This window comes from Paraburkholderia tropica (assembly GCF_914484835.1).
Taxonomy (GTDB): Bacteria; Pseudomonadota; Gammaproteobacteria; order Burkholderiales; family Burkholderiaceae; genus Paraburkholderia; species Paraburkholderia tropica_A.
This window is the reverse complement of record NZ_CAJZAR010000045.1, coordinates 72975-73215: the sequence shown is the minus strand read 5'-3', so window position 1 is coordinate 73215 and position 241 is coordinate 72975. Positions and strand designations below refer to the sequence as shown.

Sequence of the window (241 nt, the reverse complement as noted above, 5' to 3'; positions counted from 1 at the left end):
TGCGATTCGGTTTGCGTGGCGATATCGTTCGCGGTTTTCGCCAAAGCGTCGCAAATGAATTGCTGACGTTCAGCGGCTTGCGTGCTCGCCGCTTGCCATGCGTTCGCATTCGCTTCAGCGGCACGTGCGATTTCGGCAATCGTGCCGCTCGCATGCGCTTCGGTTTGTGTAGCGATATCGTTCGCGGTTTTCGCGAGCGCGTCGCAAATGAATTGCTGACGCTCAGCGGCTTGCGTGCTCG

1 protein-coding gene is annotated in these 241 nt (G+C 58.5%); it reads left to right on the top strand.

The genetic code is table 11. From position 1 onward, the window contains the following. The coding region (locus LDO54_RS39230) for a hypothetical protein (protein ID WP_436975591.1) at positions 1 to 241 on the top strand (241 nt) is incomplete at both ends.